Here is a 25,716-nt window from a genome sequence, read left to right on the forward strand (position 1 = left end):
GCCCACCTCCGCCCTCAGTGAGTGTTCTCCGGTACGAAGTACGGCAGCGCGATCTCGTCCGTGAGGGCGCGGAAGTCCACCCGGACCCGCAGACCGATGACGACGTGGTCGGGGTCGCCCGCGTCGACGTGCGTCAGCAGGGTGCCCCCGTCGTCGAGGTCGACGACGGCCAGTGCGAAGGGGGTGTCGAAGCCGGGGCCGGGTGCGCGGTGCACGACGGTCACCGAGTAGACGGTCCCCCGGCCGGCGCTCGGGGCGTACCGCCAGTCCCGGGACAGGCAGCCGGGACAGGCCGGCTCGGGGACGAAGTAGCGCAGCCCGCAGGCCGGGCAGTGCGGGACGACCAGGTCACCGCGCCGGGCCGCGTCCCAGAACGGCCGGGACAGCTCGGTGGGGACGGGCACGGGCCTGCTCATCGCTGCCTCCCCAGCACGCTCATCTCGTAGTGCTGCGCTCCCGAGCCGGCGTTGCCGACGACCGCCAGCTCCGCGCCCTCGACCTGGTGCACGGCCGTGCCGCGCAACTGCCGTACCGCCTCGACCACTTTGAGCGTCATCTGCTGGGTTCCGTTCCACGCGTACGCCAGACAGCCCCCGTCCGGGTTGACGGGATGCTTGCCGCCCACGGCGATGGCGCCGTCGGCGGCCAGGGGTCCGCCCTCCCCTTCCCCGCACAGCCCCAGGATCTCCAACTGCCGGATGATCTCGAAGGAGTTGGGGTCGTAGAGGGAGAAGACGTCCACGTCGTGCGGGTCCACGCCGGCCATCGCGTAAGCGCGTGCGGCGGCGTCCCGGCCGAGCTGCCCGACCTCCCGGTACAGCGCGGGGTTGGCGTACGCGGCCTGGTGGTACTCCATGGCGCCGCCGAGTACGGCGACGGGCGGGTGCGGCAGGTCCCGGGCCCGTTCGGCGGTGGTCACCACGAGCGCGGCGCCGCCCTCACCGACGATGCAGCAGTCCAGCAGGTGGAACGGGGTGGCCACCAGGCGGGAGGCGAGCACGTCCTCGGCGGTGTACGGACCGCGCCCGTACATCATCGCCTCCGGGTTGGTGGTGCCGTTGTTGCGGATGGTGGCGGCGACCTCCGCGAGCTGGCGGGAGGTGGTCCCGTACTCGTGCATGTGCCGGGCGGCCACCAGCGCGAACTGGGCGACGACGTAGCTGCCCCACACGTCGGCGAACTCCAGCGGCACGCCCGCGCCGACGGGGCCCGCGCCGCGCGAGACCAGCTTGCAGCCGCCGACCACGACGGTGTCGGCGAACCCGGTCCGGACCGCTGCCGCCGCTTTCAGCAGGCCCCGTGAGCCGGCGTTGTCGAGCATCGAGTCGCTCGTCCAGCGCAGGTCCCGTCCGAGCAGGCGCGCCCAGGAGCTGCCCTCGCCGGGGACGCCGCCCGGTCCCGGCCAGTCGACCTGGGTGCCGTCGACGTCCGCCGGGGTCAGTCCGGCGTCGGCGATCGCGCCCTGCACCGCTTCCAGGGCCAGGTCCATGGCGTCGCGGTGCGGAAGCGACAGTGCCTGCTCGGTGGCGTGCACGCCGACGACGACGGGCTGCCGGCGGTCCCCGGGGTTCATCGTCCGGCGCCGAGCGTGTCGCCGCCGGGATAGCCGCCCCCGCCGAAGCGCTCGTCGAGCGCCTCGTAGTCCTTCGCGTGCTCCTTCGTGCGCGGCAGGGCGTCGACGAACTCCACCGTCTTCGGCTTCTTGTACGAGGCGATCCGCGCCCGGCAGTGCGCCACGATGTCCGCCTCGGTGACCGGCCCGGAGTCCTGATGCAGTACGACGACCGCCTTGACGTCCTGCGCCCAGCGTTCGTTGGGCACGCCGATCACGGCGGCCTCCTTCACCGCGGGGTGTGCTTCGATGCAGTTCTCGACCTCGGCCGGGAAGATGTTCTCGGCCGCCGACTTGAGCATGCGGGTCGTCGTGCCGAGGAAGCTGATCGTGCCGTCGCTCTCGCGCCGGCCGAGGTCGGTGGTGTGCCACCAGCCGAAACGGAAGCGCTCCTCGTTGGTCTCGGGGCGGTTCCAGTAGCCGAGGTGCACGAGGTCGCCGCGCACGCAGATCTCACCGACCTCGCGCTCCTCGCCCTGCCCGTCGAGGATGCGTACGGCGGTGAAGGGACCGGGGCGGCCCGCGTTGCCGAGGCCGCTGCCGCCGTAGGCGCCGGTCACGGCGAAGCCGGTCACCTCGGTCTGGCCGTACCCGCGGCCCTCGCCACCGCCGTTGCGGGTGAAGCGGCTGGTGTCCGTGGGCACGGTGCCCTGCCACAGCGGGGCGGCGACGCTCGCCCTCAGGTGGGAGAGGTCGTGCCCGGCCTCTCGGTTCAGCGCGACGAGCTGGGCGATGGTGGGCGGCATCAGGTAGGCGTGGGTGCACTGTTCGGCCGCGAGGAGCGGCAGCAGTTCCTCGGCGACGACGCGGCGCACGATCACGTTCTTGCCGCCGTGGACGAAGGCGGGGATGCCCCAGAACTGGTAGTTGCCGATGTGGAACATCGGTCCGGCGCCGAGGAAGGCGGTCTCCGTGCCGATGTCCCCCATCCAGGCGGCGCTCGCACCCATGGCGAGGAGGTTGCGGTGCGAGAGCATCGAGCCGGACTGCCGTCCGGAGATCGCCGCGGTGTAGATGACCAGGAGTGCGGAGTCGGGGTCGACGGGGTCGGCGGGGGCCTCGGGTGCGCCGGAGGCCAGGAAGGCCTCGTACGAGCCGGGGCCCTCGGTGTCGTGCTGGAGCCACAACGCCCCGTGGTCGGCGCCGAGTTCGGCCCGCGCCTTGCGGACGGTGTCGCCGATCTCCTCGTCCTGCCAGACCACGACCCGCGGGTCGAAGTCCTCGACGGCGAAGGCCATTTCGGGCGCCGCCCAGCGCCAGTATCCCGGGCAGACCATGGCGCCGGTCTTGGCCGCGGCGCCGAGCAGCTCCCAGATGCGGAAGGAGTTCTGGCCCAGCCACAGGATGCGGTCGCCTGGGCCGACCCCGGCGTCGGTGAGGGCGTGGGCGAGTCGGTCGGTGCGCTCGTCGAGCTGCGGCCAGGTCAGCCGGATGTCGCCGTCGACGAGGGCGACGCTGTCGGGGTAGGACCTGCGGTGCTCACGGATGAGGTCGCCGAATGTCAGGCTGCGGGCGGGATTCACGGTCGATCGCTCCTGTGGGATCTCGTCAGACGCGGGCAACGCCGACGCCCTTCACGTGGATGAACTCCTCCAGTCCGGCCCTGCCGCCTTCCCTTCCGAACCCGCTCACGCCGACGCCGCCGAAGGGCGTGGCAGGAGAAGTGATGGGGTTCGGGCCGGGGTTGACGTAGACGGTGCCGGCCTTCAGGCGGGGCACCAGGCGGTTGACGCGGGCGATGTCGCGGGACTGGATGTAGGCGGACAGGCCGTACTCGGTGTCGTTGGCGAGGGCGACGGCCTCGTCCTCGGTGTCGAACGGGGTGATGGCGAGGACCGGGCCGAAGATCTCCCGCTGGGCGAGGTCGCTGCGGTTGTCGACGTCGGCGAACACGGTCGGGGAGACGAAGTAGCCGTCGGACTCGATGCGTTCACCGCCGAACACCAGGCGTCCCGCCCTCTCCTCGACCGCCTTGTCGATCACGCCCCGGACACGGGCGCGGGCGGTGTCGTCGATCAGGGGTCCGATGTGGGTCGCCGGGTCGAGCGGGTCGCCCACGGGCAGGTGGGCGACGACCCCGGTGACGCGCGCCACGACCTCGTCGTAGACCGGGCGCTCGACCAGCAGGCGGGTGGGCAGCGCACAGCCCTGGCCGGAGTTGCTCAGGGCGAAGGCCGCGCAGTACGGCACGACGGTGTCCAGGTCGGCGTCGGCGAAGAGCAGGTTGGCGGACTTGCCGCCCAGCTCGAACAGGACGGGTTTGAGGCTCCGGGCGGCGGCCGCCATGATGCGGCGCGCGGTGGCGGGCCCGCCGGTGAAGGAGATCTTGTCCACGCCGGGGTGGGTCACGAGGGCGGCTCCGGCCTCGCCGAGTCCGGTGACGACGTTGATCACGCCGTCGGGGATGCCCGCCTCGCGGGCCAGGTCGGCGAAGAGCAGGGCGGAGAACGGTGTGGTCTCGGCCGGCTTGATCACCACGGTGTTCCCGGCGGCGAGCGACGGCGGGACCTTCATCGCCAGGGAGAGCGCCGGCGAGTTCCAGGTGATGATGTGGCCGATGACACCGTAGGGCTCGGCGAGGGTGTACTCGACGTTCTCGTACGGGCTGTAGGCGGCGCCGACCATGCCCTCGACCTTGTCGGCCCAGCCGGCGTAGTACTCGGTCCACTCGGCGACGTGAGGTCCGACGTTCTCCGCCCAGCCGCCGACGCAGACGCCGTTCTCCAGCGGGCAGATCGCCGCGAAGTCCTCGATGTGGTCGCGGACGAGCTGTGCGAAGCGGGTGAGCAGGCGGCGCCGTCCGGCGGGCCGCATGGTTCCCCACACCTCGAAGGCCTGCCGGGCGGCGGCCACGGCCCGGTCCACCTCGGCGGGTCCCGCGAGCGGGACGCGGGCCTGGACGAGGCCGGTGGCCGGGTTGATGTGCTCGTACCAACCCCCGCTCGTCTCGTGGAGATCCTTGCCGCCGATGACGATCCGGGGGCGCGGCAGGTCCCGCTCGGCCCGTTCCTGGTGCAGCTTCACGTCGACCGTGACCACGGTGCCTCCTGGAGCCCGCCGCCCTGACTTCGGTACAGTTTAAATAGATAACCTATTTAGCCGAACCAATCAATGCTCTGCACGCCCTCGCCGGCATACCTCACAGCCCCATCGAGCGCCCGATGATCTCCTGCATGATCTCCGAGGTGCCACCGAAGACCCGTTGCACCCGGCTGTCCCGCCAGATGCGGGCGATCTCGTACTCGTTGACGTAGCCGTAGCCGCCGAAGAGCTGCATGCAGCGGTCGATGACCTCCCAGCCGGTCTCCGTGGTCCAGTACTTGGCCGCGGCGGCCTCCTCGGCCGTCAACCCGCCCTCGATCAGGGCCATGATGCAGCCGTCCAGGTAGACCCGGGCCACCCCCAGCCTGGCCTTGATGTCGGCGAGCGCGAACCTGTTCGCCTGGAACTGGCCGATGGGCCGACCGAAGGCGGTGCGGTCCTTGGCGTACTCCACGGCACACCCGAACGCCCGCTCGGCGGAGGCGAGGGCCGCGACGGCGATGGCGAGCCGCTCGGTGGGGAGGTTGCCCATCATGTGGTAGAAGCCGCGCCCCTCCTGCCCGATGAGGTTCTCTGCGGGGACGCGGACGTCGCGGAAGAAGAGTTCGGCGGTGTCCTGGGCCTTCATCCCGACCTTGTCGAGCTTGCGTCCGCGCTCGAAACCCTCGGCGCCGCGCTCGACGACGAGCAGGCTGATGCCCTTGTGCCCGGCGTCCGGGTCGGTCTTGCAGGCGACCACGACCAGGTCGGCCAGGATGCCGTTGGTGATGAAGGTCTTGGAGCCGTCGATCACCCACTCGTCGCCGTCCCGGCGCGCGGTGGTGCGGATGCCCTTGAGGTCGGACCCGGCGGCGGGTTCGGACAGGGCGAGCGCGCAGATCGTCTCGCCCGCGATCACCCCGGGGAGCCAACGGGCCTTCTGCTCCGGGGTGGTGAGGTGCATCAGGTAGGGCGGGATGACGTCGTTCTGCAGACCGAGCCCGATGCCGACCGAGCCGGTGGCCGCCATCTCCTCCGCCATGATCGCGTTGTAGCGGAAGTCCCAGATCCCCTGCCCGCCGTACTCCTCGGGGAACTGCCAGCCGATGAGCCCGGACTTGCCCGCGGCCGCCCAGGCAGCACGGTCGACCTGCCCGGCGCGCTCCCACTCCTCGGTGTGCGGGGCGCATTCCCGCAGGTAGTAGGAGCGGGCGGTGTCCCGGAACAGTTCGTGCTCCTCGGCGAAGATCGTACGGCGCATGCTCGACTCCACTCCTGCGTCCCACGTGCTCGACATCTCGCTTATTTAGCTGAAGTAGTTATACGATAGCGCTGTTTCTGGAACTGGGCGAGGGAGGGCGCGTGAGCGTACGGGACAAGGTGGCGCTCGTCACCGGGGCGGGACGCGGCATCGGCGAGGCGATCGCCGACCGGCTCGCCGCGCAGGGAGCCGCGGTGGCCGTCTGCGACCTGGACCCGTCGGCGGCCGACAAGGTCGCGGCACAGCTCACCGAGCGGTACGGGGTACGCGCCACGGGAGTCGGCGCGGACATCTCCGACAGCGCGGCCGTACGCGCCGCCGTGGCCCGGGTGACCGCCGCACTCGGCCCGGTGGACGTGCTGGTCAACAACGCGGCCGTCGACGTCGTCGGCCGGTTCGTCGACAGCGACGAGGAGACCTGGGACCGGATCATCGCCGTGAACCTGCGCGGCACGATCACGATGACCCGGGCCGTGCTCGACCCGATGATCGAACGCGGCGGCGGCCGGATCGTCCACATCGCCTCGGACGCCGGCCGGGTCGGCTCCTCCGGCGAGGTCGTGTACTCCGCGACGAAGGGCGGCGTCATCGCCTTCGGCAAGGCCCTCGCCCGCGAGGTGGCCCGGCACGGCATCACCGTGAACAGCGTCTGCCCCGGTCCGACCGACACCGCGCTGCTCGGGCAGGTCGCCGAGTACAGCCAGAAGATGTACGACGCGACCGTCCGGGCGATCCCGCTGCGTCGCGTCGCGCAGCCCGCCGAGATCGCCGGTGCGGTGGCCTTCCTCGTGTCCGACGACGCCGCCTACCTGACCGGGCAGACGCTCTCGGTCAGCGGCGGCCTGACGATGGTCTGAGGTGAGCACCGTGCTGCGTGTCGAACTGCGGGACCGGATCGCCGTGTTGACCCTCGACCGGCCGGAACGGCTCAATGCCGTCGGCTCGGAGACCGTGGACCTGCTCACCCGGGCCCTCGACGACGTCCGCGACAACGACGACGTCCGCGCGCTGGTGGTGGCCGGAGCGGGCCGTGCCTTCTCGGCCGGTGCCGACCTGGGCGAGATCGAGTCGTTCACCTCCCCCGGGCAGTTCCGGGCCTTCGTGGGGCGGCTGACCGAGGCGTACGCACTGCTTGAGGACTTCCCCAAACCTTCGGTCGCGGCCGTGCACGGGTTCGCGTTCGGCGGCGGACTGGAGCTGGCGCTCGCCTGTGACCTGCGGGTGGCGGAGCGCGGCACGAGGCTCGGCCTGCCCGAGATGAAGCTGGGCGTCCTGCCCGGCGCGGGCGGTACCCAGCGGCTTCCGCGCCTGGTGCCACCCGCCGTCGCCAGGCAGATGATCCTCACCGGGGAACCGATCGACGCGGAGCGTGCCTGGCAGCTGGGACTCGTCAACGAACTGGCCGAACCCGGTGGCGCGCTCGCCGCAGCCGAGAAACTGGCCGGCACGCTCACGGCCGGGGCGCCCCTGGCCCTCGCCGCGGGCAAGCGGCTGGTCGGCCGCGGGGCCGGCATGGACCTGGAGACGGCGATCGCGTACGAGCGGGAGACCGTCTCGGTGCTGTTCTGCACCGAGGACCGGGCCGAGGGGCTCAGGGCCTTCCGGGAGCGGCGCCCCGGCGAGTTCCGCGGCGTGTAGCCGACCGACCCGACAGATCTGGAGGTGGGCCGTGCGGCCCCTGGAAGGCATTTCCGTCATCGAGCTGGGCATGTGGGTGGCCGCCCCGGCCGCGGCCACCATGCTCGCGGACTGGGGCGCCGACGTCGTGAAGGTGGAGGCGCCGACCGGCGACCCCAACCGGTACACGCTCAAGCACGTCGGCCAGGACATCGACAGCGCGCCCCCGTTCGAGACCGACAACCGCGGCAAGCGCGGAATCGTCCTCGACCTGCGCACGCCGGACGGCAAGGGCGTGCTGGAACGGCTGCTCGCACGCGCCGACGTCTTCGTCACCAACCTCCGCCCCGGCGCTCTGGAGCGGCTGGGCCTGGCCCCGGACGAGCTGCGCGTCCGCCATCCCCGGCTGGTCGTCGGCACGCTGACGGGTTACGGCTGGACGGGTGCCGAACGCGACCGGGCCGGATACGACGTCTCCGCCTTCTGGGCCCGGCCCGGCATCGCCGCCATGCTCAACCCGGCCGGCGAGCCGCCGCCCGGCATCCGGCCCGGCCTCGGCGACCGCACGGCCGCCGCCAACCTGGTGGCCGGTGTGCTGGCCGCGCTGCTGCGCCGGGCGCGCACCGGCGAGGGCGGCGTGGTGGACGTGTCGCTGCTGCGCTCCGGGACATACGCCAACGGCAACGACCTCGCCCTGCAGAACTTCTTCGGCAGACGCGGCCGCACCCGTCCCCGCACCGAGCACGAGTCCCCGCTCTACAACTGCTACCGGGCCGCCGACGACCGCTGGTTCTGGCTGGTGGGCCTGGAGGGGAACCGGCACTGGCCCGGCGTCGTCACCGCGCTCGGCCGCCCGGACCTGGAGACGGACGAGCGGTTCGCGACCGGCAGGGCCCGCCGGGACCATGTGCGCGAGCTGATCGCCGTGTTCGACGCGGAGTTCGCGAAGCTGGCGCTGGCCGAGTGGGCGGCCCGGTTCGACGCCGAAGGCGTGTGGTGGGCGCCCGTGCAGACCCTGGCGGAGGTCTCGGTCGACCCGCAGGCGGACGCCGTCGGGGCGTTCGTCGAGCAGCCCGGTATGGGCGACGCGCCACCGCTCAGGACGGTGGCGACCCCGGTGAGTTTCTGGGGCGTGGACGACAAGCCGCGCTCCGGCGCGCCCACCCTCGGCGAGCACACCGACGACGTACTCCGTGAACTCGACTGACCCGATTCGACCGCTCAGGAGGCAGGACGTGGGCATTCTCGACGACAAGGTCGCCATCGTGACCGGCGGCGGCAGAGGCCTGGGACGGGCGCACTGTCTGGCGCTCGCCGAGGCCGGCGCGACCGTGGTGGTGAACGACCTCGGCTCGGGCGTGCACGGCGAGCGGACCGGCGACTCCCCCGCCGACGAGGTGGTCGCGGAGATCACCGAACTGGGCGGCCGGGCGGTCGCCAACCACTCCTCGGTCACCGACTGGGCGGCCACGGAGGCGATGGTGGCGGACACCGTCGCCGAGTTCGGGCGGCTGGACGTCATCGTCAACAACGCCGGGATCGTCCGCGACCGCATGCTGTTCTCGATGACCGAGGCGGAGTTCGACGCCGTGATCGCCGTGCACCTGAAGGGTACCTTCGCCCTCACCCGGCACGCCTGCGCGTACTGGCGCGAGGCGTCCAAGCACGGTGAGCGGGTTGCCGGGCGGATCATCAACACGACATCCGGCACGGGCCTGTTCGGCAACCAGGGCCAGTCCAACTACGGCGCCGCGAAGGCCGGGATAGCCGGGCTCACCGTCCTCACCGCCCTGGAGATGCGCCGCTACGGCGTCACCGCGAACGCCGTCTCGCCGATCGCCGCCACCCGGATGACGGACGGACTGGACGTCGGCACGTCCCTGCTGCCCGCCGACGGCTTCGATCCGCGCGACCCCGCCAACGCCTCCGGCGTCGTCGTCTACCTCGCCTCCGACAGCGCGGCCTGGCTGACCGGCCAGGTCCTGCGGATCGAGGGCAACCGGCTCAACCGGCTCCAGGGCTGGACCGTCGCCGCGGTCCACCCCGGCGAGTCCGGGAAGGCCCTCACCTACGACGAACTCGTGGACGCCGTACCGCGGTTGTACGGCGTCGCGCCCGCCGGCCGGGCAACCGGAGCAGGCCAGTGAGGACCGCGGGACACGACGTGGCCGCCCTCGTGCTGCGGGCCACGCTCGGCCCGATGCTCTTCGCCCACGGCTGGAACAAGGTCGCCGGACCGGGCGGGCTCAAGGGCACCACGGGCTGGTTCGAGACGCTCGGCCTGCGACCGGCCGAGGTGCACGCCCGGATGGCGGCGGGAACGGAGCTGGCGGCGGGCGTCGGCATCGCCCTGGGCCTGGCCAATCCGCTCCCCGCGGCGGCCGCCGTCGGTCTGATGACCGTGGCGGCGCGCACCGACCACCGCGGCAAGGGCTTCTTCGTCTTCAAGGGCGGCTGGGAGTACGTCGGTGTCGTGGGCGGCGCCGCCGTCGCCCTGGCGGGACTGGGCAACGGCAGGTACTCCCTGGACGGGCTGCTGCGCCGGCAACGCGCGGGGGCGGGTGCCGCGTTGCTGGCGGCGGCACTCGGCACGACGAGCGCCGCGGCACTGCTGGCCGTCTGCTACCGGCCGGCGTGCGAGCCGGACGGGACACAGGCGGATCACTAGGCATCACCAGGAAAGGGAGTCGATATGGACGCCGCTGACTTCAGCGCGGTCTTGTCCGAGGTCCGGCGTTTCGTCCGGGAGCGCGTCATGCCGCTCGAGGCGGAGATAGACGAGAAGGACGAAATGCCCGCGGACATCCGCGAGGCGGCCAGGAAGATGGGGCTGTTCGGCTTCGCGCTGCCCGAGGAGTACGGCGGGCTGGGTCTGTCCATGTACGAAGAGGCCCGGCTGATGTTCGAACTCGGTTACACGACACCGTCCTTGCGGTCGATGTTCGGCACGAACAACGGCATCGCCGGCCACGTCCTGATGGTCGGCGGCACGGCGGAGCAGAAGGCCGAGTGGCTGCCGCGGATCGCCTCCGGGGACGTACTGGCGTCGTTCGCGCTCACCGAACCCGAGGCCGGTTCGGACCCCTCCACGCTGACGACACGCGCCCACCTGGACGGGGACGAGTGGGTGATCAACGGCGCCAAACGGTACATCACCAACGCGCCGCTCGCCGACGTCTTCATGGTCTTCGCCCGCACGGACCCCGACGCCCCGGGCACCCGCGGTATCTCGACCTTCCTGGTCCCGGCCGGCACGCCGGGTCTGACCGTGGCACCCCGTGACCACAAGATGGGCCAGTTCGGCGCGTGGACCGCGGACGTGTACCTCGACGACGTGCGGGTCCCGGCCGACGCCCTCGTCGGCGGCGAGGACGGTCTGAACCGCGGCTTCGCCACCGCGATGGGCTGCATCGCACACGGACGGGTCCACATCTCCGCCCTGATGGTCGGCATGGCCGAGCGTCTGGTCGACGAGTCGGTCACGTACGCGAGCACCCGCAGGCAGTCCGGAAAGCTCATCGGCTCCTTCCAGCTCGTCCAGGGCCTCATCGCCGACTCGCAGACCGACTACTACGCCGGCCGCGCCACCGTCCTGGAGGCCGCCCGCGCCTTCGACGCCGGCACCGACACGAAGACCGGTCCCTCGTGTGCGAAGTACTTCGCGAGCGAGATGGTGTGCCGGGTCGCCGACCGCGCGGTCCAGGTCCACGGCGGCGCGGGCTACATGCGGGGGGTCGCCGTCGAACGCTTCTACCGTGACGCCCGGCTGTTCCGCATCTACGAGGGCACCAGCCAGATCCAGCAGGTCATCATCGCGAAGGCGCTGCTCGGCGGGGCCGCGCGCGGCTGAGCCTGAGCCGAGCGGTCCGAGCCGGGGCAGAACCCCGCGGCCCCGGGCCCGCCCATGAGGGCAGTAACGGGGGCAACTCGCCTTTACCGAACGGTTGTTGCGCTACTCTCGCGACCTCATGCGGCACGCGAGACACCGGGATTCCCATGCCTCACCAGGACCCAGCAGGTCCGAGGTGATGGCCTACGCGGCGGCCGGGATGGAGCCACCCCCTCCGGTCCCGTTGCGGAGCAACGCCCCCGCCCGCGTCGGCCCGTACGTACTGATGTCGGTACTGGGCAGCGGCGGCATGGGCCGGGGCTATCCGGGCCGGAACACCGGTGGCGGGGCAACGCAGGCCGCCGTCAAGGTGGTCCGGCCCGAGTACGCCGAGGACCCCCTCTTCCGTAAGCGTTTCGAGCGGGAGGTCGGCGCGCTGGGCCGGGCCCAGGGGGCACACACCGCGCGGCTGCTGGGCAGTGGCAGCGACGGGGAGCTGCTGTGGGTGGCCGCGGAGTACATCCCCGGGCCCACTCTCGCCGAGGCCGTCGACGAGCGCGGGCCGCTGGACACGGACGCCGCCTGGCGGCTGGTCGCGGATCTGGCCCGGCCGGTCGAGGCGGTGTGGCGGCAGGGGATCGTCCACCGCGATCTCAAGCCGTTGCCGGGGCAGTGCGCCCAGTACACCGTCGTCAACCAGGGCAGCCATCTCTGCCTGGACGCCGACAGCGCCGTCACCGGCCAGAACGGCCAGGACATCCGCGGCCGGAGCTGTGACGGGCTGCCCGCACAGCGGTGGACGCTCGGCGCCTCGGGCCCGGACGGCTTCTGCCTGGACGCGGAGACGGCCGCCTCCGGCCGGGACGGCCGGCGGGTGCAGGGGTTCGGGTGCGCGGGCAGCAGAAACCACGTCTGGGCCTGGTCCTGACGCCGGTCCGGTCGCAGCCGGCGTCAGATGCCCAGCCGGTCCAGCAACCGCTCGTGGTACACGGCCGGTCCGCCGAACAGCAGTTGCGAGGCCTTGGCGCGCCGGAAGTACAGATGGGCCGGGTGCTCCCAGGTGAATCCGATGCCGCCGTGGACCTGGATGTTCTCCATGGCCGCGAACATGTACGCCCGTGAGCAGCACGCGTGTGCCACAGCTGCCGCGACCGGGAAGTCCGTGGCGTCCTCGGCAGCCAGCAGCGCCGCCTCCCGTGACGCGGCCTCGGCGAGTTCGACCTGGACGAGCATGTCGGCGCACTTGTGCTTGACCGCCTGGAAGCTGCCGATCGGCCGGCCGAACTGGTGCCGGGTGCGGGCGTACTCCGCGCTCGCCTCCAGGCACCGGCGGGCCCCGCCGGTCTGCTCGGCGGCCAGTCCGACCGAGGCCACGTCCAGGACCCGGGCCATGATGCGGCCGCCCGCGCCGTCCGTGCCGACGAGGGTCGCGGGCACGGAGTCGAACACCAGCCGGGCCATGGCCCGCGTGGCGTCCAGGGTTTCGAGCGGGTCGGCCGACAGTCCGGTCGCCGGCCGGTCGACGGCGAACAGCGACGGACCGGCGACGGTACGGGCGACGACCAGGACCAGATCCGCCGTCGCGCCGTCGATGACGAAGCACTTGCGGCCGGTCAGCCGCCAGCCGCCCTCGCCGTCCGGCACCGCGCGCACGGTGATCAGCGCGGGGTCCCAGGAGCCGTCGTCCTCGGCGACGGCGAGGGTGGCCGTGGTCCGTCCGGCGGCGATGCCGGGCAGGTGGCGGGCGCAGGCCTCCTTGTCGCCCGAGGCCAGCAGGGCCTGGGCGGCCAGCAGGACGGTGGCGAAGAAGGGCCCGCAGAACAGGGCGCGGCCCATCTCCTCCAGGACCACGCCGAGTTCGACGAGACCGAAGCCGTCGCCGCCGTACTCCTCGGGGATGGCAAGACCCGGCAGCCGCAGCTGGTCGGCCGCCTGTGCCCAGACCTCGGGGTCGAAGTGCGGTTCGCCCTCCATGAGCTTGCGCACGGCTTCCTCGGGTGACTTGGCCTCCATGAACTCCCGCACGGAGGTCCGGAGTTCCTTCAGTTCGCGCTCGTCGGCGGTCACGACCGCACCTCCTTGGCCGTGGTGGTCGCGGGTTCCCTGGGCAGGCCGAGGACGCGTTCCGCGAGGATGTTCTTCATGATCTCCTCGGTGCCGCCGAGGATGCGCAACGCCGGTGTGGCCAGCAGGAGTTCGGACCAGGAGTAGGTGCCCCACCGGCCGGTGTCGGCGATGATGCGGGGGCCGAGGCACTCGGACACGAAGTGGGCGGCACGGGTGAGGTTCTGACCGTACATCAGCTTGGCGACGGACCTCTCGGGGCCGGGGGCGATCCCTGCCCGCAGGGTGCGCTGCGCGCGGTCGTTGAGACAGCCGGTGGCCATCGCGTCCACGAGGATCTCGGCGAGGCGTCCGCGCAGGGCGCGGTCGTCCCAGGTCCAGGTGGCGCGCATGAGCGCCGAGAGGTGGTCCGGGGACAGGGCGGCGGCCACCGGGCCGGCGCCCTCGCTGCCGACGGTGTCGCGCTCGTTCATCAGGGTGGTCAGGGCGACCGTCCAGCCGCCGTCGACCTCGCCGAGGCGGTGGGAGTCGGGGATGCGGACGTCGGTGAGGAAGACCTCGTTGAAGTCGGCGCCGCCGGTCATCTGCCGCAGCGGGCGGACCTCGACGCCGGGGGTGTCCATGGGGACGAGGAAGGCCGTGATGCCGCGGTGTTTGGGCGCGTCGGGGTTGGTCCGGGTCAGCGCGAGGCCGATCTCGCTGTGCTGGGCGACGGAGGTCCACACCTTCTGCCCGTTCAGCACCCAGTCCGCACCCTCGCGGACGGCCCGGGTCGCCACACTCGCCAGGTCGGATCCGGCGCCGGGTTCGCTGAACAGCTGGCAGGCGATGGCGTCCCCGCGGTACATCGCGGGCAACCAGCGTTCCCTGATGCGGGGTTGGGCGTGGGCGAGGATCGTCGGCCCGATCATGCCGAGGCCGATCACGCCGAGCACGCCGGTGTCCGGGACGTCGTACTCGGCCTCGATGCCGTCGTAGAGCAGGTCGTGGACGGCGGTGAGTGCCCGGCCCCCGTACTCGGGCGGGCCGGTGATCCAGCCGAAGCCGTTCTCGTGGCGGATCCGCTGCCAGGCGCGCGCCCGCCGTACCTGCTCCGCCTCCTCTTCGGGCGGTCGGCTGCTGAAGTACGCCATCGAGTCGTCGCCCTCGCCCCAGCGGACGGCGGCACGGTCGGGGGCCTTCTCCGCGTGCGTGTCGAGGAAGCGGCGCACCTCGGCGGCGAAGTCCTGCATGTCCTGCGTTTCGTGCAGCGAGCCCATCGCGAAGTCCCCTGTGCTTTCAGGTCGAGAGGATCGTCACCGCCGACGCGCCCGGCGCGCCGTACAGGTGGGTGTAGCCGACGCGGGGGGTGCCGGGGATCTGCCGGGTCCCCGCGGTCCCCCGCAGTTGGAGGACGATCTCGTGGATCTGGCGGAGTCCGGACGCGCCGATGGGTTCCCCGTTGCCGAGCAGGCCGCCGTCGGTGTTGACCGGGAGCCGGCCGCCGATCTCGGTGGCGCCCTCGGCGATGAGACGTTCCTGTTCGCCGTCCTTGCAGAGGCCGTTCTCCGCCATGTGGATGATCTCCGACCCGGCGTCGGTGTCCTGGAGCTGTGCGACGTCGACATCCTGTGGGCCGATGCCCGCGAGTTCGTACGCCGCGCGTGAGGCGTCCACGGTCGGGCTCGCGACCGGCTCGCCGACCGGGAACGACGGGCTCTGCACCTCGAAGGCGCCGAGCCTGCGGCTGCGCAGGGCGGTCGAGCGGACTCGTACGGGCTTTCCGGTGTACTTGTGGGCCTGGTCGGCACGGCACAGCACGATCGCCGCCGCGCCCTCGTCGGGGCCGCAGTACATGTACTGGCGCAGCGGGTAGTTGAGGACCGGGGAGGCGAGGATCTCCGCCACCGAGAGCGGGGTGCGGCGCCAGGCCTTGTCGTTGCCGGCCGCGTTGGAGAAGTTCTTCGCCGCGACCCGGGCGAGCGTCTCGTGGGAGATGCCGTGCTCGTGCATATAGCGGTTGATCTTCATGCCGAAGAAGTGCGTGGTGAGGAAGAGCCCGGTCTGCCCGTACCAGGAGGGGATGCCGGCCACGGACGGATCGGCCGCGAAGGCTCCGCGCGGGTGCTTGTCCAGGCCGATCGCGATGGTGAGGTCGTGCTCGCCGGTCTCGATGGCACGCGCGGCCAGCGCGATCGCCGTGCCGGCCGTGGCGCAGCCGTTGAACACCCCGCGCAGGGGGACTCCGGTCAGGCCGAGCCGTCCCACGATGGCGTCGGGGTTGGCGACCTCGTAACTGCCGATGTAGCCGCCCTGGATCTGCGGCCAGCTCACGCCCGCGTCGGCGAGCGCGAGCCGCACCGCGTCCGCACCCATGTCCAGCGCCGGCTTCCCGGGGAACCGCCCGAAGGGGTGGAGCCCCACGCCGATGACGACGGCCTCGGTCACGGTGTCGCCTCCTCGTCCGGGGTGAAAGCGAACGTGAGGACTTCGGTGCCGTCGTCCTGCACGGTGTACGGAACGAGCGTCAGCCGCATGGTCTGGCCGATGCGCAGGTTGCGCGGGTCGGGTTCGGTGAGGCGGCCCTCGACCAGCAGTTCGCCGGGGAGCTCGACGTAGCCGACCGCGTAGGGTTCGAAGGCCTCGGGTCCGTCGTACGGCGGGGACGGCGGGCGGAAGTCCTGGGTGGTGTACGTCCACAGCGTCCCGCGGTCGGCGAGCAGCCGTTCCTTCGACTCCGTGCTCGCGCACCGGACGCAGTCGGGGGCGGCCGGGAAGCTCACCAGGCCGCAGGCGGCGCACTCGGAGCCGATGAGGCGCAGCGGGTTCTCGGCGCCGGACGGCCAGGTGAACAGGCCGTCGGCGACCGGGCGTTGTGCCGTCGTCATGTCACGCCCCGTTCCGGTTGCCGAGGACGTCGGCGTTCGGTGCCGCCTTGGCGACCAGGTTCGGGACGACGGAGGACAGCTCCTGAGGAGTCCACCGGGTCTCGGCGCCGGCACCGGGGCCGTTGACCCAGCCCTCCAGGACGGTGATCCGGTTGCCGACGACGCCGAAGACCCGCCCGGTGACCTCGCGCGAGGCCGCCGAGCCCAGCCACACCACGAGCGGCGAGATGGCCTCCGGGGTGAGGTCCTGGCTCTGCGCGGCCTGCCTCATCATCTCGATGTCCTCGGTCAGCCGGGTGAGTGCGGTGGGGGCGATGGCGTTCACCGTCACGCCGTAGCGGGCGAGTTCGGCGGCGGCGATGACCGTGAGGCTCGCGATGCCGGCCTTGGCCGACCCGTAGTTGCACTGGCCCGGGTTTCCGAAGATGCCGGACGGGGAGGTCGTGTTGATCACCCGGGCGTCGTTGGCGTGACCGGCCTTGGCGCGCTCCCGCCAGTACGCGGCCGCGTGGTGCAGGGTGGCGAAGCTGCCCTTGAGGTGGACGGCGAGCACGCTGTCCCAGTCCTGCTCGGTCATCGACACGATCATCCGGTCGCGCAGGATGCCGGCGTTGTTGACCAGCACGTCCAGGCCGCCGTAGGTGTCCACGGCCTGCCGGACGAGCCGGCCGGCGCCGTCCCAGCCGGAGATGTCGTCGGTGTTGGCGACGGCCTCGCCGCCGGCCGCGACGATCTCGTCCACCACGGCCTGGGCGGGCCCGGCCGAGGCGCCCCCACCGTCACGCGCGCCGCCGAGGTCGTTGACCACGACCTTCGCTCCGTGCGCGGCGAAGGCCAGGGCGTGTGCCCGGCCGATGCCGTTGCCTGCTCCGGTGACGACCACGACCCGGCCGTCGACCACTCCTTCGGACATCCTCAACTCCTCGATCACAGTGCTTGGTCGGCATCGGCGAACAGCACGCGCGGATCCTCGCTGCCGCAGCCGCACCGGCCGGTGACGACCCGGCCGGGGATACCGAGCGGGCTCTCGGGCAGGGGTGACGTGCGCTGCTCGCCCGCCGCTATGGACAGCTCCCCGCCGCGGTCGCCGACCCGCCATTCGGCGGCGTTGACGTGCGCCCCGCCGCGCTCGGGACACTCCAGGGCAAGCGCCGGGCCGAGGGCGGAGAACAGGCAGGCGGACACGCCCACCGCACGCAGTATCGGTACTGCGGCGGGCCGGGCCAGGACCACCTGCGTCGGCCGGAACATCTCCCCGATGTCGGCGGCCCCGGACAGTCCCTCCAGGGTCTCGGCGGACAGTCCGATCACCGCGTGCGGCCGCAGTTCACGGTGGAAGACCGAGGTGCGGCGGTGGTCCCAGCCCATCGCCTCGGCGATCCCGTACGTCACCCTCAGGTCCTTCAGCGCCCGGATCACCGCATGTCCCCAGAAGCCCTCGAAGCCGGAGGCGGTCAGCAGGGCCCGCTGCCCCGCGGCAAGGCCGTGCTCCCGCAGCCGTGCGGTGACCCAGTCGGTGTCCCGGGTGAGTTCGGCCCAGGTCAGTCCGGTCTCCCGCATGCCGTCGGCGGTGCGGAAGGGCACGAGGTAGGCAAGTTCGGGGCGGTCGAGTTCACCGGCCCGGGCCAGGGTGTCGGCGCGGGCCATCAGCTCTTCACCACCCGGGGGAACTTGGCGACGCTGGTCATGGTCTTCAACAGGTCCTCCTCGGTGCGCATGTCCAGCACCGGCCTGACCCCGGTGCGTTCGCGCACGGCCTCGCCCAGCCGGCCGGCCAGGGCGTCGACGTCTCCGGTGAGAGCGGGGTCGTAGCCGACGCGCAGCCGCAGTTCGTCCACCTCGCGGCGGTCCCGGACGATCTGGAAGACTCCGGCGACCGTCTCCGGCTGCTCCTCCACGGCCTGCCAGACATCCCGCAGCACCACGGAGCGCCCCTGCACCAGCGTCTCGTCGCCGCGCCGTCCCGCCACCCACATGCGGGCATGGGTACGGCCGCAGCCGCAGGTGTCGCCGGACAGCCGGACGAGGTCCTCGCTGCGGTAGCGGATCAGTGGCGCCGCCCGGTTGTCCAGGTCGGTGGCGACCAGTTCGCCGAGGTCGCCCTCGGAGACGTCACGCCAGCCGTCCCCCTCGACCTCCACGCACTCCGCGAAGACGGTGTCCTCCCACAGGTGGAAGCCGTCGTGCTCGCGGCACTCCCAGGCCGTGCCGGTGTCGGCGGCACTGGTGTACTCGTAGACGTCGATTCCCCAGTCCTCGCGGATCCGCTCGCGCATCTTCCGGCTGAGGGGCTGCCCGGCGCACGAGGCTCCCTTGAGCGAGGAGAACGCCTCCCTCAGGTCCGTCTTCTCCGCGAGGTGCTCCAGCTCGACCATCTGCGGATACATCATCTGCAGGTAGGCCGGCCGGTAGGTGCGCAGCGCCTCGACCACCTGGTCCATCTTCCCGATCCAGGTGTCGACCTCGATCACCACGGCGCCCAGCGCCTGGTAGCCGCCGTCCATGAGGTTGCGGAAGGTGCCGGGAGGACTGAGCACCCGGTCGCCGGGCCGCAGGCCCAGTTCCCACAGGTCGCGCACCTGCGCGGTGACCAGGGGCGGGGCGTCCTGCCAGATCTCGGCGAAGAACTCCGGGTCGCCGGTGGTGCCGGAGCTCGACGACACGGAGGTCAGCTCCTCGGTCGGCACACAGAGCAGGCCGCCGAAGGGGTCACCCGTGCGGGCGCGGCGGGCGCGCACCATGTCCTTGGTGATGAACGGCACGCGTGCGCGGAAGTCCGCCAGGGACCGGATGTGACGGGGATGTACTCCGTGCTCGTCCCAGAGCTCACGGTAGAAGGCCGAGTTGGCGTAGGCGTACTCGACGAGCTCCAGGACCTGTTCCTCCTGCCGTGCCCGCAGTTCCTCGCGGGGCATGGTCTCCACCTGGGGCTCGAAGTACCTGTCAGCGGTGTCCCTGTCACCGGCCATGGCGCCTCCTTGCGGCTCAGTGCCCAGATCTTCCAGCTATCAGCGCAATCAGTCAACCAATTAGACGAATTACACCACGCTCTTCCCTTCCCGTGACCGTGCACCTAAAATCGCTAACTGATTACATCCATTGACCCGAAGGAGCGTCATGTCGAAGATCTGGGTCAACTCGGGGGACTCCCACGTGATGGAACCCGCCGACGTGTGGACCGAGAGGCTGCCGGCACGGCTCGGCGCCCGGGCTCCGCGCAGCGAGCGTGGTGAGAAGTACGAGATGCTCTACATCGACGGCGAGCGCATCGACCGCCAGCTCGGCGACTTCATGGACGCCATGCGCCCCCCGGGGGCCTGGGACCTGAAGGTCCGCCTGAAGGACCTCGACCAGGAGGGCGTGTGGTCCCAACTGGCCTTCCCCTCCATGGGGTTCTGGCTGGTGTCGATCACCGACCGGGAGCTCGCCCGGGAGACCGTACGGGCCTGGAACGACTGGGCGCACGAGGAGATCCTCAGCAGGAACAAGCGCGTGATCACCACTGCCTGCGTATCGACGGCCGACATCGGCGACGCGGTGGCCGAACTGGAGCGGGCGGCCGGGCTCGGCTTCAAGGCGATCTTCCTGCCGTGCTCGACACGGCAGGGCGAGGAGTACGCCCTCGACCGCTGGGAACCGCTGTGGACCGCGGCCGAGCGTGCGGGCATGGTGCTCGGCTTCCACATCGGCACCGGCGCCCAGAACGTCGTCTTCCGTGGACCGGGCGGCGCGGTCGTCAACTACATGGAGACGACCTATCCGGGCATGCGGGTGGTGTCCCACATGGTCGCGGGCGGCGCCCTCGACCGCCACCCGGACCTGAAGATCCTGATCGCGGAGGGCGGCGCGGGCTGGGTGCCCGCCATCGGCGACCGGATGGACGAGGCCTACCGCCAGCACGGCATGTTCGTCCGTCCCAAGCTGAGCCGGCTGCCCAGCGAGATCATCCGGCAGCAGGTGTACGCATCCTTCCAGCACGACAAGAGCTCGGTGGAGATCGTCGAGTCGACGGGCTACCGCAACGTGATGTGGGGCGACGACTACCCCCACCTGGAAGGCACCTACGGCCACACCCAGGCCACGCTCCACGACCTCTTCGACGGCGTGCCGGTCGACATCCGCGAACGCGTCACGCGCGGCACCTTCAACGAACTGTTCGACCTGCCCGAGCAGACTCCGCAGGAGACGGCCGTCTGAGCGGCGGCCCACCACCGTGACCACTCCCCCGTACCCCGAGGACCTGGAGCGGCCCGGACTGGTCCGGACCGGACGGTCGACCTTCGTCCGGCCGGTCCGGCCCGAGGACGGCGACCGCCTGGTCGCCTTCGTCGGCAGCCTCTCCCGGGCCACCCTCGCCTACCGGTCCCTCGGCCCGGTGGTCCGCGTCCGCGACGACGTCATCCGGCGCGGTGCGCACGTGGACTACCTCGATGAGCTGGCCCTCGTCGCACTGGCCGGCGACGAGATCGCGGGCCTCGTCCGCTACGTCCGCGACACCGCAGACCCGGACCACGCCGAGGTCACGTTCACCATCCGGGACGACCACCAGAGCGAGGGGTTCGGCAGACTGCTCCTGGAGCACATCGCGGCGGCCGCCCGTACCCGTGGCATCAGGGTGCTGGAGGCCGACGTCCTCGCCGACAACACCCGGATGATCAACGTGTTCCTCGGCTCCGGCTACCGGGTGGAGGCCGGGCCGCCCGGCCAGATCATCCACTTCGAGATCGCCGTCGACCCACAGGCCCAGGCCCTGGCCCGGGCGGAGCGCCGCGAGCACACGGCGGTACGGCGGTCCCTCAGGCCCCTGCTCGAACCGCGGTCGGTCGCCGTGATCGGCGCCAACCGCAGTCCCCTGACCATCGGCCACGAGATCGTGGCGAACCTGCTGCGGGCCGGCTTCGGCGGCAGCGTCTTCCCGGTCAACCCGCGGGCGGACCAGATCGCCGGCGTACGGGCGTATCCCCACGTCCGTGACCTTCCCGAGCCGCCGGACCTTACGCTGGTCGCCGTGCGTGCCGAGGCGGTGCCCGAGGTCGTACGGGAGTGCGCCGAGGCCGGGGCCAGGGCGGTGGTCGTCGTCTCGACGGGCTTCGGAGAGACCGGCGGCGAAGGCCGGTCGGCCGAGCTGGAGCTGGCCCGTTTCGCCCGCGCCTCCGGAATGCGGCTGGTGGGCCCGAACTGCATGGGCGTGGTCAACACGACCCCCGCGGCCCGGCTGGCGGCGACGTTCTCGCCCTCCCTGCCGACGCCGGGCCGGGTGGCGATGTCCAGCCAGTCCGGGCCGCTGGGGCTCGCAGTGCTCGACTTCGCCAAGCGGCTGCGCCTCGGCTTCTCCGGCTTCGTGTCGGTGGGCCATGCCGTGGACGTGTCCACCAACGACCTCCTCCAGTGGTGGGAGGAGGACCCGGCGACCTCGGTGATCCTGCTGCACGTCGAGACCTTCGGCAATCCGCGCCGGTTCGCCCGCATCGCCCGGCGGATCGCGCCGCGCAAGCCGATCGTCGCGGTCCACCCGGGTCCCGCGGACTCGGCGGTCGCTTCGCTCTTCGCCCAGTCCGGCGTGATCCGCACCCGCAGTCTTCAGGAACTGTTCGACGTCGCCCTGCTGCTGGCCCACCAGCCGCCCCCGCCCGGCAACCGGGTCGCCGTGATCACCAACGCGGGCGGCCCGGCGGCGCTGACGGCCGGGGCGTGCACGGCGAACGGTCTGCTCGTGCCCGCGCTCGGTGAGCGCGCGAGGCTCGGGCTCCGCTCGGCCCTCGCGCCCCATGCGGACGTCTCCAACCCGGTCGACCTGACCCCCATGGCCACCGCCGCGCACTATCGGGCGGCTCTGGACGCGGTCCTGGCAGACGACGGCATCGACGCGGCAGTCGTCCTCTTCATGCCGCCGCTGGCGGACAAGCCGGACGAGGTGGCGTCGGCGATCCTCGACGCGGCCGCGCGCCGGCCCGACAAGCCGGTGGTGACGAGCTTCCTGGGCGGAGCGGGCGTCGCCGACCTGCTCCACCGGGACGAACTCGTCGTCCCCACCTACACGTTCCCCGAAGCGGCGGCCACCTCGCTCGGACACGCGGCGGCCTACCAGCTCTGGCGCAGCACCCCCGCGGGCGTCGTACCGGATCTCGCCGGAGTCGACGCCGAGCGCGCCCGGTCGCTGATCACGGCCTGCGCCGCCGGCCCGGTCCCGGCCGCGGTCGCCGTCGCCTTGCTGGACACGTACGGAATCGCCGTACGGGACACCGAACCCGCCCCCGGTCCGGACGCGTTCCTCTGCGTCGGCGCGGACCCGGTCTTCGGCCCGGTGGTCTCCTTCGGCCTCACCGGGGACTACGCCGACCTCATGGCGGACGTCGCGCACCGAGTCACCCCGCTCAGCGACCGCGACGCCCGCGAGATGGTCCGCTCGTTGCGCGCGGCCCCGTTGCTGGACGGCCGGGCGGGTGGCCGGGGTGTCGATCTGGCGGCCCTCGAGGAGACGGTCCTGCGGATCTCGGCGATGGTCGAGGACTTCCCGGAGATCGAGGCGCTGGAACTGCGCCCGGTGCGGCTGCTGCCGCCCGGGGAAGGAGTCGCCGTCGCACACGCGACGATCCGGCTCGCGGGTGACACGACAGGAGACGTTCCGGCATGAAGGTGGGCATCTACTTCGACCTGCGCAACCCGCCGCCCTGGCAGCAGAGTTGGTCGCGGGTGTACGGCTTCGCCCTGGAGATGTGCGAGGAGGCGGACCGGTTGGGTGTCGATTCGGTCTGGTTCTCCGAACACCACGGCTTCGAGGACGGGTACCTTCCCCAGCCGCTCACCATGGCGGCCGCGGCCGCGGCCCGCACGCGACGGGTGCGGCTGGGCACCGCGGTCATCCCCGCGCCGTTGCACGCCGCCCCCGAACTGGCCGAACAGGCGGCGATCGTCGACATCATCAGCAACGGCCGCCTGGACCTCGGCCTCGGCACCGGCTACCGGGTGCCCGAGTACCGGCTGTTCGGTGCCGACCTCGCGAAGCGCTACACCACGACCGACCAACGGGTCCGGGAGATCCGGGGCCTGTGGGCCGAGTCCCTGGTCACTCCGGGCCCCGTCCAGGATCCGCTGCCGATCTGGCTCGGCTACCAGGGCCCGCAGGGCGCCCGCCGGGCCGGCCGCCTCGGCACGGGGTTGCTGTCGCTCAACCCGGCGCTGCTGACGCCGTACCGGGACGGGCTCGCCGAGAGCGGCCACGACGTGTCGGCGGCCCGGATGCAGGGCTCGTTCACCACGTTCGTCACCGAGGACCCCGAGGGAGACTGGCCGGTGGTGCGCAGGCATCTGGCGTACCAGTGGGACAGCTATCGCCGGTACATGGTGGAGGGAACTGACCAGCCGGCCCCGCGTCCCATCGACCCCGAGAAGTGGCGGGAGACGGGGTTGCGCGCGACCGGCGTCGGCCAGTTCCTCTACGGCACCCCGCAGGAGATCGCCGCGGCCGTCAAGGCGTACGTGGCGGGGATGCCGGTGGAGGGGGTGTTCCTGTGGGCCTCGCTGGCCGGGATGCCCGAGGAGCTGGTGGCCCGCCAGGTCCAGCTCATCGCCGGCAAGCTGCAGCCGCTGCTTGCCGGCGCCTGACCCGGAGTGCCGTCGGATGCGAGGAGTTGCGGTATGTCCACGCGAGCGGGTTCCGTCCCCGGTGACACGGGGGACGCGACAGCGGCCGCGCACCGCGCGGGGGCGGGCTCGGCGAGAGCGTCCTCGGCGAGGACGGACGGGGTGGGGGCGGACCAGGCGGGGGCGGACCGGGCGGGGGCGGACTTCCAGGAACCGCCCCGCACACCCGGCGGCGTAGCGTTGTGCGGCGCGTGCCGCGGTGCCGGTTCCTGCCGGCTCGGCGTGGAGCGTGAGCGGCTCGACGCGAACGGCGTGGCGTGGTTCGAACTCTCCTGCCCCCGGGACCAGGAGGGCGGGCCAGATGTGGCGCACGGCGGCTGGACGGCTGCCGTGCTGGACGACTGCCTCGGCCATCTCCCTTTGCTGCACCGGGTGTTGAGTGTGACAGCGGAACTGACCGTGAGCTTCGTCAAGCCGGTACCGGTGCAGCGCCCGCTCCAGGTCCGCGCCTGGGTGGAGCGCCGGGAGGGCTCGCGCTGGTACATCGCGGGCGAGATGGTGCTGCTGCCGGCCCGAGCCGTGCTGGCCCGGGCCTCCGGGATCTGGGTGACCCGGGACCGGGGCCACTTCGCACGCCACGAGCGCTGGCTGGCCGAGCAGAACGGCGACGTCGGGGATCAGTAGGACCGCAGTCCCATGCTGCGGGCTATCCCGTTGCGCTGGATCTGACTGGTGCCCCCTGAGATGGTGGCCACGATCGACTCCCGGTAGCGGAAGCTCATCACGCTCTCCGTCGAGAAGCCGTGGCCCGCGCAGACCTGCATCCCAAGCCGGGCGGCCGCCACATAGGTCTCCGACCCCTTCAGCTTCGCCATCGAGCCCTCGCGGGTGCACGGCCTGCCCTGGGCGAGCAGCCAGGCGGCCCGGTACGCGAGCAGCCGGGCGGAGTCGATCTCGGTCTGCAGGTCGGCCATGGCATGGGCGAGCGCCTGGAAGTTGCCGATCGGGCGGCCGAAGGCCTGCCGGGTGCGGGCGTACTCCAGCATCTCGTCCAGGGTGGCCTGGGCCGCCCCCAGATAGCCGCCGCTGATGATCACCTTCTCCAGTTCGATGTTGGAGAGCATGACCTTCCAGCCCTCGTCGCGCGGGCCGACGAGGTTCACCTTGGGAACGGGGACGTCGTTGAAGAAGACCTCGTTGGTCCCCAGGATGTGCCGGGCGAGCGTCGGGGTCCGGCGTACCTCGACACCTTGCGTCGCCGGGTCGACGAGCAGCAGGCTGATCCCGCCGTGCTTGGGCTCGCGGGGCCCCGTGCGTACATAGGTCGCGATGGTGGTGTCGGGGAGCCCGGCGCCGGTGCACCATGCCTTCTGCCCGCGGACCAGAAAGCAGTCGCCGTGATCCTCTGCGGTGGTGCGCAGGGCGGCGGCGTCCGAACCGCTGTCCGGCTCGCTGAGGCCGACCGCGAGCCGGTGGCGTCCCGTCATGATCTGCTCGCGGATGAAGTCGCGCTGCGCCTCGCTGCCCCACCGGAACACCGTGATACCCGGAATGAGCACGCCGATGTAGCACATGGCGACGTCGAAACTGGCCCGCCCCAGCTCTTCGGCGATCAGGATGAGTTCGAGCGGCCCGCCGCCGTCACCGCCCTCCTCCTCGCTGAACGGCAGGGAGAACCACCCCAGATCAGCCATGCCGCGGAACAGCTCGGCCGGTACCACGCCCTCCTCGTCCCACTGCTTGGCCTTCTCGGCGGGACACACATCGGCGACGAACTGCCGTGCCGTCGCGCGCAACAGGTCCTGCTCGTCAGTCAGCCCGAAGTCCACGGCCACCCCTCGCCACCAGTAGCTTATTTATC

The 25,716-nt window shown here is 71.8% G+C and carries 24 protein-coding genes; 11 read left to right on the plus strand and 13 right to left on the minus strand.

Annotated features, from left to right (window positions below):
- Positions 1-14 precede the first annotated feature (14 nt).
- From ACIQVL_RS47700 to ACIQVL_RS47720, 5 genes are all read right to left on the minus strand, one after another.
- Positions 15-416 carry a Zn-ribbon domain-containing OB-fold protein gene (locus ACIQVL_RS47700; protein ID WP_403478754.1) on the minus strand — a complete coding sequence of 134 codons (402 nt, stop codon included), beginning with the start codon at positions 414-416 and terminating at the stop codon, positions 15-17.
- Complete coding sequence (locus tag ACIQVL_RS47705; RefSeq protein WP_403478755.1) at positions 413-1,573, minus strand: thiolase family protein; 1,161 nt, start codon at positions 1,571-1,573, stop codon at positions 413-415. Before ACIQVL_RS47705 ends, ACIQVL_RS47700 begins: the two co-directional genes overlap by 4 nt.
- Entirely contained in the window at positions 1,570-3,135 is a 1,566-nt protein-coding gene (locus ACIQVL_RS47710) for an AMP-binding protein (protein ID WP_403478756.1), read from the minus strand. Before ACIQVL_RS47710 ends, ACIQVL_RS47705 begins: the two co-directional genes overlap by 4 nt.
- A 25-nt stretch (positions 3,136-3,160) precedes the next feature.
- Entirely contained in the window at positions 3,161-4,651 is a 1,491-nt protein-coding gene (locus ACIQVL_RS47715) for an aldehyde dehydrogenase family protein (protein ID WP_403478757.1), read from the minus strand.
- A gap of 100 nt (positions 4,652-4,751) precedes the next feature.
- Positions 4,752-5,894, minus strand: coding sequence for an acyl-CoA dehydrogenase family protein (locus ACIQVL_RS47720; protein ID WP_403478758.1), 1,143 nt, complete (start codon positions 5,892-5,894; stop codon positions 4,752-4,754).
- A gap of 101 nt (positions 5,895-5,995) precedes the next feature.
- Between ACIQVL_RS47720 and ACIQVL_RS47725 the strand changes: the two genes are divergently transcribed.
- From ACIQVL_RS47725 to ACIQVL_RS47755, 7 genes are all read left to right on the plus strand, one after another.
- Positions 5,996-6,751 (plus strand): SDR family NAD(P)-dependent oxidoreductase, encoded by a 756-nt coding sequence (locus ACIQVL_RS47725; RefSeq protein ID WP_403478759.1) that lies wholly within the window; start codon positions 5,996-5,998, stop codon positions 6,749-6,751.
- Position 6,752: 1 nt separating this feature from the next.
- The gene (locus ACIQVL_RS47730) at positions 6,753-7,532 is read left to right on the plus strand and encodes an enoyl-CoA hydratase/isomerase family protein (protein WP_403478760.1); all 780 of its coding nucleotides are present in this window, start codon (positions 6,753-6,755) and stop codon (positions 7,530-7,532) included.
- Positions 7,533-7,563: 31 nt separating this feature from the next.
- Positions 7,564-8,718 (plus strand): CaiB/BaiF CoA transferase family protein, encoded by a 1,155-nt coding sequence (locus ACIQVL_RS47735; RefSeq protein ID WP_403478761.1) that lies wholly within the window; start codon positions 7,564-7,566, stop codon positions 8,716-8,718.
- 28 nt (positions 8,719-8,746) lie between these two features.
- Positions 8,747-9,658, plus strand: a complete 912-nt coding sequence (locus tag ACIQVL_RS47740) for an SDR family NAD(P)-dependent oxidoreductase (RefSeq protein WP_403478762.1) — start codon at positions 8,747-8,749, stop codon at positions 9,656-9,658.
- The gene (locus tag ACIQVL_RS47745) at positions 9,655-10,179 is read left to right on the plus strand and encodes a DoxX family protein (RefSeq protein ID WP_403478763.1); all 525 of its coding nucleotides are present in this window, start codon (positions 9,655-9,657) and stop codon (positions 10,177-10,179) included. Before ACIQVL_RS47740 ends, ACIQVL_RS47745 begins: the two co-directional genes overlap by 4 nt.
- 24 nt (positions 10,180-10,203) lie before the next feature.
- The gene (locus ACIQVL_RS47750; RefSeq protein WP_403478764.1) at positions 10,204-11,361 is read left to right on the plus strand and encodes an acyl-CoA dehydrogenase family protein; all 1,158 of its coding nucleotides are present in this window, start codon (positions 10,204-10,206) and stop codon (positions 11,359-11,361) included.
- Between the two features lie 178 nt (positions 11,362-11,539).
- Positions 11,540-12,268 carry a protein kinase gene (locus ACIQVL_RS47755; protein ID WP_403478765.1) on the plus strand — a complete coding sequence of 243 codons (729 nt, stop codon included), beginning with the start codon at positions 11,540-11,542 and terminating at the stop codon, positions 12,266-12,268.
- Between the two features lie 23 nt (positions 12,269-12,291).
- Here the strand turns inward: ACIQVL_RS47755 and ACIQVL_RS47760 are convergent, their stop codons facing one another.
- Genes ACIQVL_RS47760 through ACIQVL_RS47790 form a run of 7 tightly spaced genes read right to left on the minus strand, consistent with a single transcriptional unit; the run spans position 12,292 to position 19,240 of the window.
- Positions 12,292-13,407, minus strand: coding sequence for an acyl-CoA dehydrogenase family protein (locus tag ACIQVL_RS47760; RefSeq protein WP_403444135.1), 1,116 nt, complete (start codon positions 13,405-13,407; stop codon positions 12,292-12,294).
- Positions 13,404-14,663 carry an acyl-CoA dehydrogenase family protein gene (locus tag ACIQVL_RS47765; protein WP_403478766.1) on the minus strand — a complete coding sequence of 420 codons (1,260 nt, stop codon included), beginning with the start codon at positions 14,661-14,663 and terminating at the stop codon, positions 13,404-13,406. Before ACIQVL_RS47765 ends, ACIQVL_RS47760 begins: the two co-directional genes overlap by 4 nt.
- A 19-nt stretch (positions 14,664-14,682) precedes the next feature.
- The gene (locus tag ACIQVL_RS47770) at positions 14,683-15,831 is read right to left on the minus strand and encodes a thiolase family protein (protein WP_403478767.1); all 1,149 of its coding nucleotides are present in this window, start codon (positions 15,829-15,831) and stop codon (positions 14,683-14,685) included.
- On the minus strand, positions 15,828-16,271 hold the full coding sequence (locus ACIQVL_RS47775) for a Zn-ribbon domain-containing OB-fold protein (RefSeq protein ID WP_403478768.1): 444 nt from the start codon (positions 16,269-16,271) through the stop codon (positions 15,828-15,830). Before ACIQVL_RS47775 ends, ACIQVL_RS47770 begins: the two co-directional genes overlap by 4 nt.
- A gap of 1 nt (position 16,272) precedes the next feature.
- On the minus strand, positions 16,273-17,184 hold the full coding sequence (locus tag ACIQVL_RS47780; protein WP_403478769.1) for an SDR family oxidoreductase: 912 nt from the start codon (positions 17,182-17,184) through the stop codon (positions 16,273-16,275).
- 14 nt (positions 17,185-17,198) lie between these two features.
- Entirely contained in the window at positions 17,199-17,918 is a 720-nt protein-coding gene (locus tag ACIQVL_RS47785) for a hypothetical protein (RefSeq protein WP_403478770.1), read from the minus strand.
- On the minus strand, positions 17,918-19,240 hold the full coding sequence (locus ACIQVL_RS47790) for a phenylacetate--CoA ligase family protein (RefSeq protein WP_403478771.1): 1,323 nt from the start codon (positions 19,238-19,240) through the stop codon (positions 17,918-17,920). Before ACIQVL_RS47790 ends, ACIQVL_RS47785 begins: the two co-directional genes overlap by 1 nt.
- Before the next feature lie 148 nt (positions 19,241-19,388).
- Here ACIQVL_RS47790 and ACIQVL_RS47795 point away from each other — a divergent pair, with 148 nt between their 5' ends.
- The 4 genes from ACIQVL_RS47795 to ACIQVL_RS47810 are packed head-to-tail and all read left to right on the plus strand — an operon-like array spanning position 19,389 to position 24,539.
- A complete protein-coding gene (locus ACIQVL_RS47795; RefSeq protein WP_403478772.1) occupies positions 19,389-20,468 on the plus strand; it encodes an amidohydrolase family protein in 1,080 nt (359 codons plus the stop codon).
- Between the two features lie 16 nt (positions 20,469-20,484).
- Positions 20,485-22,905: a GNAT family N-acetyltransferase gene (locus ACIQVL_RS47800; protein WP_403478773.1), complete on the plus strand. Its 2,421-nt coding sequence runs from the start codon at positions 20,485-20,487 to the stop codon at positions 22,903-22,905.
- A complete protein-coding gene (locus ACIQVL_RS47805; RefSeq protein WP_403478774.1) occupies positions 22,902-23,876 on the plus strand; it encodes an LLM class flavin-dependent oxidoreductase in 975 nt (324 codons plus the stop codon). Before ACIQVL_RS47800 ends, ACIQVL_RS47805 begins: the two co-directional genes overlap by 4 nt.
- A 33-nt stretch (positions 23,877-23,909) precedes the next feature.
- Positions 23,910-24,539, plus strand: coding sequence for a PaaI family thioesterase (locus ACIQVL_RS47810; RefSeq protein ID WP_403444108.1), 630 nt, complete (start codon positions 23,910-23,912; stop codon positions 24,537-24,539).
- Here ACIQVL_RS47810 and ACIQVL_RS47815 read toward each other — a convergent pair.
- Positions 24,533-25,684, minus strand: coding sequence for an acyl-CoA dehydrogenase family protein (locus tag ACIQVL_RS47815; protein ID WP_403444105.1), 1,152 nt, complete (start codon positions 25,682-25,684; stop codon positions 24,533-24,535). The two genes, ACIQVL_RS47810 and ACIQVL_RS47815, sit on opposite strands and share 7 nt — an antisense overlap.
- Between the last annotated feature and the right edge of the window lie 32 nt (positions 25,685-25,716).

The organism is Streptomyces sp. NPDC090499, assembly GCF_044769305.1.
Taxonomy (GTDB): domain Bacteria; phylum Actinomycetota; class Actinomycetes; order Streptomycetales; family Streptomycetaceae; genus Streptomyces.